The sequence below is a fragment of the Caulobacter sp. CCH9-E1 genome, assembly GCF_001556515.1.
In the GTDB taxonomy this organism is placed as follows: domain Bacteria; phylum Pseudomonadota; class Alphaproteobacteria; order Caulobacterales; family Caulobacteraceae; genus Caulobacter.
Genome location: NZ_LSJA01000390.1, coordinates 1 through 7,496 on the forward strand (window position 1 = coordinate 1; position 7,496 = coordinate 7,496).

Here is a 7,496-nt window from a genome sequence, read left to right on the forward strand (position 1 = left end):
TCCCTTCTCCCCTTGCGGGAGAAGGTGGCCCGCGAAGCGGGTCGGATGAGGGGTTGAAGACCATCGCCGCCGAGAGGAGACGGTTGACGGATCGGCGAGACCCCTCATCCGTCGCCTTCGGCGACACCTTCTCCCGCAGGGGGAGAAGGAGAATTGAAGTCACGGCCACTAAGCCAACTCGAACGGTTCGAGCCCCGCCAGGCGCATGGCCTTGGGGCGCTCGGGGATCTGGCGGGGCTTCACGCCGCGCACTTCGTCGGCGACGTGGCGGATGTGGTCCGGCGTCGTGCCGCAGCAGCCGCCCAGGATGTTGACCAGACCGTCCTTGGCCCATTCGTGCAGGGCGTGGCCGGTTTGGTGCGGCTCCTCGTCGTACTGGCCCATGGCGTTGGGCAGGCCGGCGTTCGGATAGGCCGCGACCAGGGTGTCGGCGATGCGGGCCATCTCGGCGATGTGCGGCCGCATCAAATCAGCGCCCAGGGCGCAGTTGAAGCCCACCGCGAACGGCTTGGCGTGCTTGACGCTGTTCCAGAAGGCTTCGGCCGTCTGACCCGACAGCGTCCGGCCCGAGCGGTCGGTGATGGTGCCGCTGATCCAGATCGGCAGTTCCTCGTGGCCCTCGTCGCGCAGATCCAGGATCGCCTTGATCGCCGCCTTGCAGTTCAGGGTGTCGGTGATCGTCTCGATCAGGAAGAGGTCGACCCCGCCCTGATAGAGGGCGTCCACCTGCTGGCGATAGGCCTCATAGACCTGGTCGAAGGTGACCTTGCGCGCGCCCGGGTCGTTCACGTCCGACGACATCGACAGCATGACGTTCAGCGGCCCGATCGAGCCGGCGATGAACTTCGGACGCTCGGGATTCTCGGCGTTCCAGCGGTCGGCCACCGAGCGGCCGATCTTGGCGCCCTCGATGTTGATGTCCCAGACGTCCTGTTCCGACAGGTGATAGTCGGCCTGGGCGATCGTGGTGCCCGAGAAGGTGTTGGTCTCGGAGATGTCGGCGCCGGCCGAGAAATAGGCGTCATGCAGCTCGGCCACGAGGTCCGGCCGGGTCAGGCACAGGATGTCGTTGTTGCCCTTCATCTGGCCGTCGTGGGCGGCGAACCGCTCGGCGCGATAGTCGGCCTCGGTCAGGCCCTTCTTCTGGAACATCACGCCCCAGGAGCCGTCGAGGATCAGGATACGCTCCTTGGCGGCGGCCTTCAGGGCGGCGACGCGGTTCGCGCGGATCGAGAGATCAGTCATTGCTTGGCTCCGGCGCCCTGCTGGCGCGCGAGCTCCTTGTTGAAGGCGGCTTCTGAGGCGTCAACGAACCGGGCGAGCTCGGTCGGATCGACGAAGGCGTTGGGATCGCCGCGCAGTTGCTTCTGGCGCTTGGCCAGCAGGCTGCCCTGTTCCTCGTGCGCGGGCAGCATGACATCGGTCGGGATGGCGCGGAGCTTGGCGAAGCTCTCGCGATAGTCGGCGACGATCGTCCGATGCTCCTTGTTGCCGACCAGCACGTTGCCGGCCACCGACAGCGAGCACGGGAAGGTCACGTTCAGCGGCCGCCCCTTCTCGATCACCGCCGTGGTCCAGCTGGTGCAGCCGATCGTGTGGCCAGGCGTCAGGTGGGCGACCATCGCGGTCTCGCCCAGCTTCAGCTTCTGACCATCGCCGAACGCCTTGTCGACCTTGACCGGCGGCATGGGCGTCGGGCCGTTCTCGTTGTCGCCGATGTGGTGGCCCTGCTCGATCGCCGGCTCGTCGCCGCGCGAGATCCACAGCTTGGCGGTCGGAATGTCGGCCTTCAGTTGAGCCAGCCCTCCAGCGTGGTCGAAGTGGGCGTGGGTGTTGATCAGGATCTTCACGTCCGCCAGCTTGAAGCCCAGCGAGGCAATGTTGCGCTCGATCTGCTTGCCGGTCTCGGCGTTCGGGCCGCCGTCCAGGATCACGTGCCCCGCGGACGAGGTGATCAGCCAGGACGAGATGCCCTCGGTCCCGACGTAGTAGATGCTGCCGACCACGCGGTAGGGCTTGGTCGGCTTGGTCCAGTTGGCGGGCATGTCGGCGTGGGCGGCGGGCGCGAAGGCCAAGACCGACGCCGCCAGGGCGATGGCGAGACGCTTCATGCCGCGACCTCCGCAGACGCTGGCGCGGTCTCGCGCAGGCCCAGCACGCGGCAGATGGCGTAGACCAGGTCCGCGCGGTTCAGGGTGTAGAAGTGAAAATCCTCGAAGCCCTGCTCCTGCAGCTTGGCGCACATCTCGGCAGCGACCGAGCAGGCGATCAGGCGGCGGGTTTCAGCGTCATCCTCCAGCCCGTCGAACAGGTTGGCCAGCCAGCCCGGGATCGTCGTCTGGCAGGCGGCGGCCATCTTCTTCAGGCCCGTGAAATTGGTCACCGGCATGATCCCCGGCACGATCGGGATGGTGATCCCGGCGGCGCGGACCTTGTCGACGTAGCGGAGGAAGGCGTCGAGATCGAAGAAGAACTGGCTGACGCCCAGCGTCGCCCCGGCGTCGACCTTCTGCTTCAAAACGTCGATGTCGTGCTCCAGCGACGGGCTCTCCGGATGCTTCTCCGGATAGACGCCGACCAGCACCTCGAAGGCGCCGATCCCGCGCACGGCCCTGGTCAGTTCGGTGGCGTTGGCGTAGCCGTCCTCGCGCGGGACATAGACCCCGCCGATGCCGCCCTCGCCCGGCGGCGGATCGCCGCGCAGCGAAACGATGTGGCGGACGCCGATGTCCCAGTAGTCGCGGATCACCTCGTCGACCTCGGCGCGCGAGGCGCCGACGCAGGTCAGGTGGGCGGCGGGCTTCAGGCTCGTCTCGTCCAGGATGCGCTTGACGGTCCGGTGCGTGCGCTCGCGGGTCGAGCCGCCCGCGCCATAGGTCACCGAGACGAAGGCCGGGTCCAGCGGCGCCAGGCGGGTGATCGCCTGCCACAGGCTCTCTTCCATCTGCGGCGTCTTGGGCGGGAAGAACTCGAACGACACGCGCGGACGATAGGTCCGCTCGCCGGCGCGGGCGACAGGACCGATCACGCGGCGGGTGGGCGGAAGGGTCATGCGGCGGTCCTTTCGGCGGCGAGGCTCAGCGGGCGACGCGCGGTCCAGATCTTGACGGTCAGGCCCTCGCCCGTGGAGGGCGGCAGGGCGATGTTGCTTTCCAGCTGCAGGCCGCCGGCCCGCAGCCACGGAACGATCTCGCTGTCGTCAAAGCCCAGGCGGCGGTGCTGGTGCGCCTCGCGCAGGAACTCGTGGTCGTGCGGGGCGAAGTCGGCGATCAGCAGCAGGCCGCCCGGCGCGACGAGGCGCGCGGCCTCGGCCACGGCGTTGGCGGGATCGGACAGGTAGTGCAGCACCTGGTGGACGGTGACGAGATCCGCGCAGCCGCCGGGCAGGCCGGTGCGGAAGATGTCGCCGTGGCGCAGCTCGCAGCTGGCGAGCCCCGCCTTGGCGACCTCGTCGCGGGCGATGTTCAGCATCTGCTGCGAGAGATCCAGGCCCAGGGCGTTGCTGGCGCGCTTGCCCAGCAGGGTCAGCATGCGGCCCGCCCCGGCGCCCAGGTCGACCATCTCGTCGAACGGCCCCTCCCCGGTCGCGCGCAGGATCGCGGCCTCGACCTCGGCCTCGTCGACATACAGCGAGCGGATCTCGTTCCAGCGCGCGGCGTTGCGGGCGAAATAGGCCTGGGCGTCCATCGAGCGCTCGGCGCGCACGGCGGCCAGCTTGTCAGCGTCCAGGCGGATGACGGGATCGGCGTCGTCGATCAAATCGAGCGCCTGCTCGACCAGGAAGCGGCCCGGCGACTTGGCGGCCAGCCGGTAGAACACCCAGGCGCCGTCCGGAAAGCGTTCGACGAGACCCGCCTCGGCCAGCAGCTTCAGGTGGCGGGAGACGCGCGGCTGGCTCTGGTCGAGGATGCGGCACAGCTCCAGGACCGACAGCTCCTCCGCCGCCAGCAGGGCCAGAAGACGCAAGCGCGTGGACTCGCCGGCGGCGCGCAGCACTTCGACGACCTGTTCGGCGGTGAGCTTCATAGGGACATAAAGATATCTTTATGTCTGTTTTGGCAAGAGGAAATTATGCCTCGGCGTCAGCCTTGGCGGCTTCCCAGAGCTCGATTTTGACCCCGACCGGGTCCATCAGCCAGGCGAACCGACCATAGCCCTCGTCCTGCCGGCCCAGCGGCTCGACACCCTCGGCGGCGGCCCGCGCGAGGACTCCATCGATATCATCGACGATGAAATTGATCATGAACGGCGCGGCCGACGGCCAAAAATAGTCCGTGTCGGCGCCGAACGGCGACCAGGTCGCCTGCCCGCCCTTGGGCGCCTCGAAGACAGCCCCACCCCAGTCATGGATCTCGAAGCCCAGCACCCGCGCATACCAGTCGCGGACGGCCTTGGGGTCGTCGGCCTTGAAGAAGAAGCCGCCCAGTCCCAGAACCTTGGCCATGAGCCTTCTTCTCCGCGCGCGCCCTGCCTTATGACACCTTAGCAGCCACCGGGGCTTTGGCGACGCCTTTGCGGAGCGTGCGGAGAAAGCCCGCCCCTCAGGCGGAGATATTGACCAGGGCGCCGCTCAATTCGGCCGTCACCTGGCCAAGCGCCGCGCCGGCCGCCGCCGCCATCTTCACGTTCGTCTGCGCCACGGCCAGTTGCGTCAGATCCGCGGCGGGCGCCGGCGACGGGGCGGGCCCCGTGGCCGGCCTCGGCGGCGTATAGCTGGCGACGTTGGCGGCCGAGACCTGCATGGCGAACCCCTGATGCTTAACGGCAACCTGACCCGGAAGCGTTAAGCGCGGCTGACCAAATAAGGTTAAGCCCATTGGCGTCTCAGGCCGCCACCGGCGTCGCCAGGGGTTCGCCATGGAAGTAGCGGCGCAGGTTCTCCAGCGTCAGGTTGACCATGGCCGGTATGCTGTCCAGCGTCGCGCCGGCCGTATGCGGCGTCAGCACCACATGCGGGACACCCTCCCAGCGCGCGGCCGGGGTCGGCTCCTGCTCGAAGACGTCCAAGGCGGCCATGCCCAGCGCGCCCGACTTGAGGGCGGTGATCAAGGCCTCCTCGTCGATCAACGAGCCCCGCGCGACATTAACGATTAGGCCCTGAGGACCGACCGCCTCGATCACCGCGCGGTCGATCATGTGGCGGTTGTCGGCGTCCGGTCGGGCGCAGACGACCAGGACGTCGCTCTCGCGCGCCAGGGCCATCAGGGTGTCGGCGCGCGGATAGTCGCTGTCCTTGGGACGCGGCCCCCACCAGGCGATCTTCATCTCGAAGGCCGACAGACGGCTGGCGACCGCCTCGCCGATATGGCCGAGGCCAACGATCCCGGCCTTCCGGCCGCGCAGGCCGTGGCGCGGCGCCATGCGTTCGGCGTGGGTCCAGTGACCGGCGCGCACCCGCTGGTCGCCCTCGACGATCCCGCGCCAGGCGGCCAGCACCAGACCCACCGCGTGGTCGGCGACGTCGGCGGCGTTGAGGCCCGTCGAATGGGTCACGGCGATGCCGTGCGCCTTGCACCACGGCACGTCGATCCCGTCATAGCCGACGCTGACGCAGGCGATCAGGCCCAGTTGCGGCATCTCCGAGAGCATGTCGCGCCCCAGCGCCATCTCTCCCGCATGCACGATCGCCTTGATGCTCCGGCCTGGCCCCTCGAGGAAGGCGAGCCGGTCCGGATAGTCCCACAGGCGATGCACTTGGTATGCGCCCTCAAGCAGCGGCTGCAGCGGCAGCAGCATCTCGTGCGAGATCAGGACGTGCGGTTTCTCGACGGCGGTTTGCGGCATGCGGGCCTCCATGGCGGCCATGAACCTGGCCGACTTGTTCAAGGACCAAGCTACTCCACGCGGAGCGCTTATCCAGGCTTAAGCGGCGGACAGGGAGCCCGCCACCGCAGGCCGATCACGACCTGGTGACGATCCGCATCGGCGTCGCCGAGACCGGACGGCCAAGCTGTGAACAACCCAGCCCCAGGAACGTTCCTGGTATGGCGCCATGCGGCGTCCCAGGCTCGGAGAAACCACGATGTTGACCAAGATGTTCGCCGCGACCGCAGCGCTCTCGATGCTGGTCGGCGGCTCGGCCATCGCCCAGTCCAAATCTTCCGCTGCCGTCGGCCCCCAGCAGCCGATCCCCTACTCGCAGCTCAACGCCTACATGAAGGCCTCGCCGAAGGTCCGGGCCAGCAAGGACTGGTGGGCCGGCTCGTCGACGGCCGCCACCGGCATGTCCACCGACACCTCGGCCACCGCGCCAGCGGCCAGCACGATGAGCGGTTCTTCGATGAGCTCTTCCATGGGATCGTCGAACTCGACCGGCATGTCGGTGAACCCGCCGACCCCGGACTCGTCCAGCATGCCCTCGACCCCGCCGACCGACGGCGGCGTGCAGCCCAACGGCTCGACCCTGCCCAACCCGGCGACGCCCACCGACCCGATGGGGTCATCGACGGCCACGCCGCCTCAGCCGAAGTAGACCAGAACTTCCGGGACGGCCCAGCGCCGTCCCGGCGTCAGGCGCCGCCGAAGATGAAGTCGGGTTTGTAGTAGCCCTTGGCCGGATCGAGGATGTCGACCGCGAACGGCGCGGAGCCGTCGGCCAGGTCCGTCAGCCAGGCGTCGTTGGACCGGACCATGACGCCCAGATCGGCCTTTTGCGCCTCGGCCAGAAGCCATCCCACCATGGCCGCCTTGGTTCCGACGCCATTCGGACCATCGCCGCCGTAATAGGCGAAGTAGTCGGCGCGGCTGTCGATCAGGGCGTGGGTTTTCTCATCGGTCGGCGTCGCGCCGAAGATGGTCTTGTAGGCCGCCTTGGCGGCGTCGAAGAGGCTCAAGGCGCCGTACTTGGCCGTGAAAGCGTCCTTGCCCTCGCCGTTCTTGCCCAGGTTCACCGCGAAGTTGATGTAGCGGTTTTCGAGGTTGAACGACTGGTAGTAGGCGCTGTTGAGGTTGTTGGGGTTATAGCTGGTGGGCGAGACGAGATAGCTGAAGCCGGGCTGGGTTGGGATAGCGCCTGTGAAGAACAGATAGGCCAGCGAGGCCACGGAAGTTGTCTTCCCGGCTATCCGGATGATCTCGTTGATTACGGCTGGCGTTGAGGCGTTCGTCTCCATGAAATCGGTGACGTCATTATACGGGCCGGTAAAGTAACTACTTCTGGCCTGCTGGAACAGAATGGAGCTGAAGGCGGTCGCAATCTCGTTGGTGAAGGCCGGTCCCAACGAGACCCCGCGGTCTGCGAAGGTCAGATAGTCGATATTCCTGAGCGTATCGGTTCCATCCGGACCCGTGACGATCCACGAGCCGTCGGCCTGCTTTGTCCAGCTGTAGTCCCGAGCATAGCCGAAATAGGCGGCTCGGTTCACCCCCGCTCCGCCGTCGATGATGTCGTCGCCAAGCCCGCCTTGCAGGTAGTCGTCACCGTCGTCGCCCCAAAGGCGGTCGGCGCCGTTGCCGCCATAGAGGGCGTCATTGCCAGCAGCTCCGTGCAGGAGGTC

General features: G+C 67.6%; 9 protein-coding genes and 1 pseudogene. 1 reads left to right on the forward strand and 9 read right to left on the reverse strand.

Going from position 1 to position 7,496, the window contains the following annotated elements; translation table 11 throughout:
- The 8 genes from AX690_RS23130 to AX690_RS21830 form a co-directional block, all read right to left on the reverse strand.
- Positions 1–169 (reverse strand): hypothetical protein (locus AX690_RS23130; protein ID WP_156449759.1); only part of this gene is annotated, 169 nt, incomplete at its 3' end.
- The gene (locus tag AX690_RS21800; protein WP_066682787.1) at positions 169–1,245 is read right to left on the reverse strand and encodes a homocysteine S-methyltransferase family protein; all 1,077 of its coding nucleotides are present in this window, start codon (positions 1,243–1,245) and stop codon (positions 169–171) included. The genes AX690_RS23130 and AX690_RS21800, both read right to left, overlap by 1 nt.
- Positions 1,242–2,111, reverse strand: a complete 870-nt coding sequence (gene blaCAU, locus AX690_RS21805; protein ID WP_066682788.1) for a CAU/MBL1b family subclass B3 metallo-beta-lactamase — start codon at positions 2,109–2,111, stop codon at positions 1,242–1,244. Before blaCAU ends, AX690_RS21800 begins: the two co-directional genes overlap by 4 nt.
- Entirely contained in the window at positions 2,108–3,052 is a 945-nt protein-coding gene (gene metF, locus AX690_RS21810) for a methylenetetrahydrofolate reductase [NAD(P)H] (RefSeq protein WP_066682789.1), read from the reverse strand. Before metF ends, blaCAU begins: the two co-directional genes overlap by 4 nt.
- On the reverse strand, positions 3,049–4,026 hold the full coding sequence (locus tag AX690_RS21815) for a metalloregulator ArsR/SmtB family transcription factor (protein WP_066682790.1): 978 nt from the start codon (positions 4,024–4,026) through the stop codon (positions 3,049–3,051). The genes metF and AX690_RS21815 overlap by 4 nt, the downstream gene beginning before the upstream one ends.
- Positions 4,027–4,069: 43 nt before the next feature.
- Complete coding sequence (locus AX690_RS21820) at positions 4,070–4,444, reverse strand: VOC family protein (RefSeq protein ID WP_066682791.1); 375 nt, start codon at positions 4,442–4,444, stop codon at positions 4,070–4,072.
- A 97-nt stretch (positions 4,445–4,541) separates the two neighbouring features.
- Positions 4,542–4,742, reverse strand: coding sequence for a hypothetical protein (locus AX690_RS21825; protein ID WP_066682792.1), 201 nt, complete (start codon positions 4,740–4,742; stop codon positions 4,542–4,544).
- A gap of 82 nt (positions 4,743–4,824) precedes the next feature.
- The gene (locus AX690_RS21830; RefSeq protein WP_066682827.1) at positions 4,825–5,784 is read right to left on the reverse strand and encodes a 2-hydroxyacid dehydrogenase; all 960 of its coding nucleotides are present in this window, start codon (positions 5,782–5,784) and stop codon (positions 4,825–4,827) included.
- Between the two features lie 238 nt (positions 5,785–6,022).
- Here AX690_RS21830 and AX690_RS22555 point away from each other — a divergent pair, with 238 nt between their 5' ends.
- Positions 6,023–6,472 carry a hypothetical protein gene (locus AX690_RS22555; protein WP_082769811.1) on the forward strand — a complete coding sequence of 150 codons (450 nt, stop codon included), beginning with the start codon at positions 6,023–6,025 and terminating at the stop codon, positions 6,470–6,472.
- 37 nt (positions 6,473–6,509) lie between these two features.
- On the opposite strand, the pseudogene AX690_RS24060 reads toward AX690_RS22555, so the two are convergent.
- A pseudogene (locus AX690_RS24060) lies at positions 6,510–7,496 on the reverse strand (alkaline metalloproteinase); the annotation flags it as partial.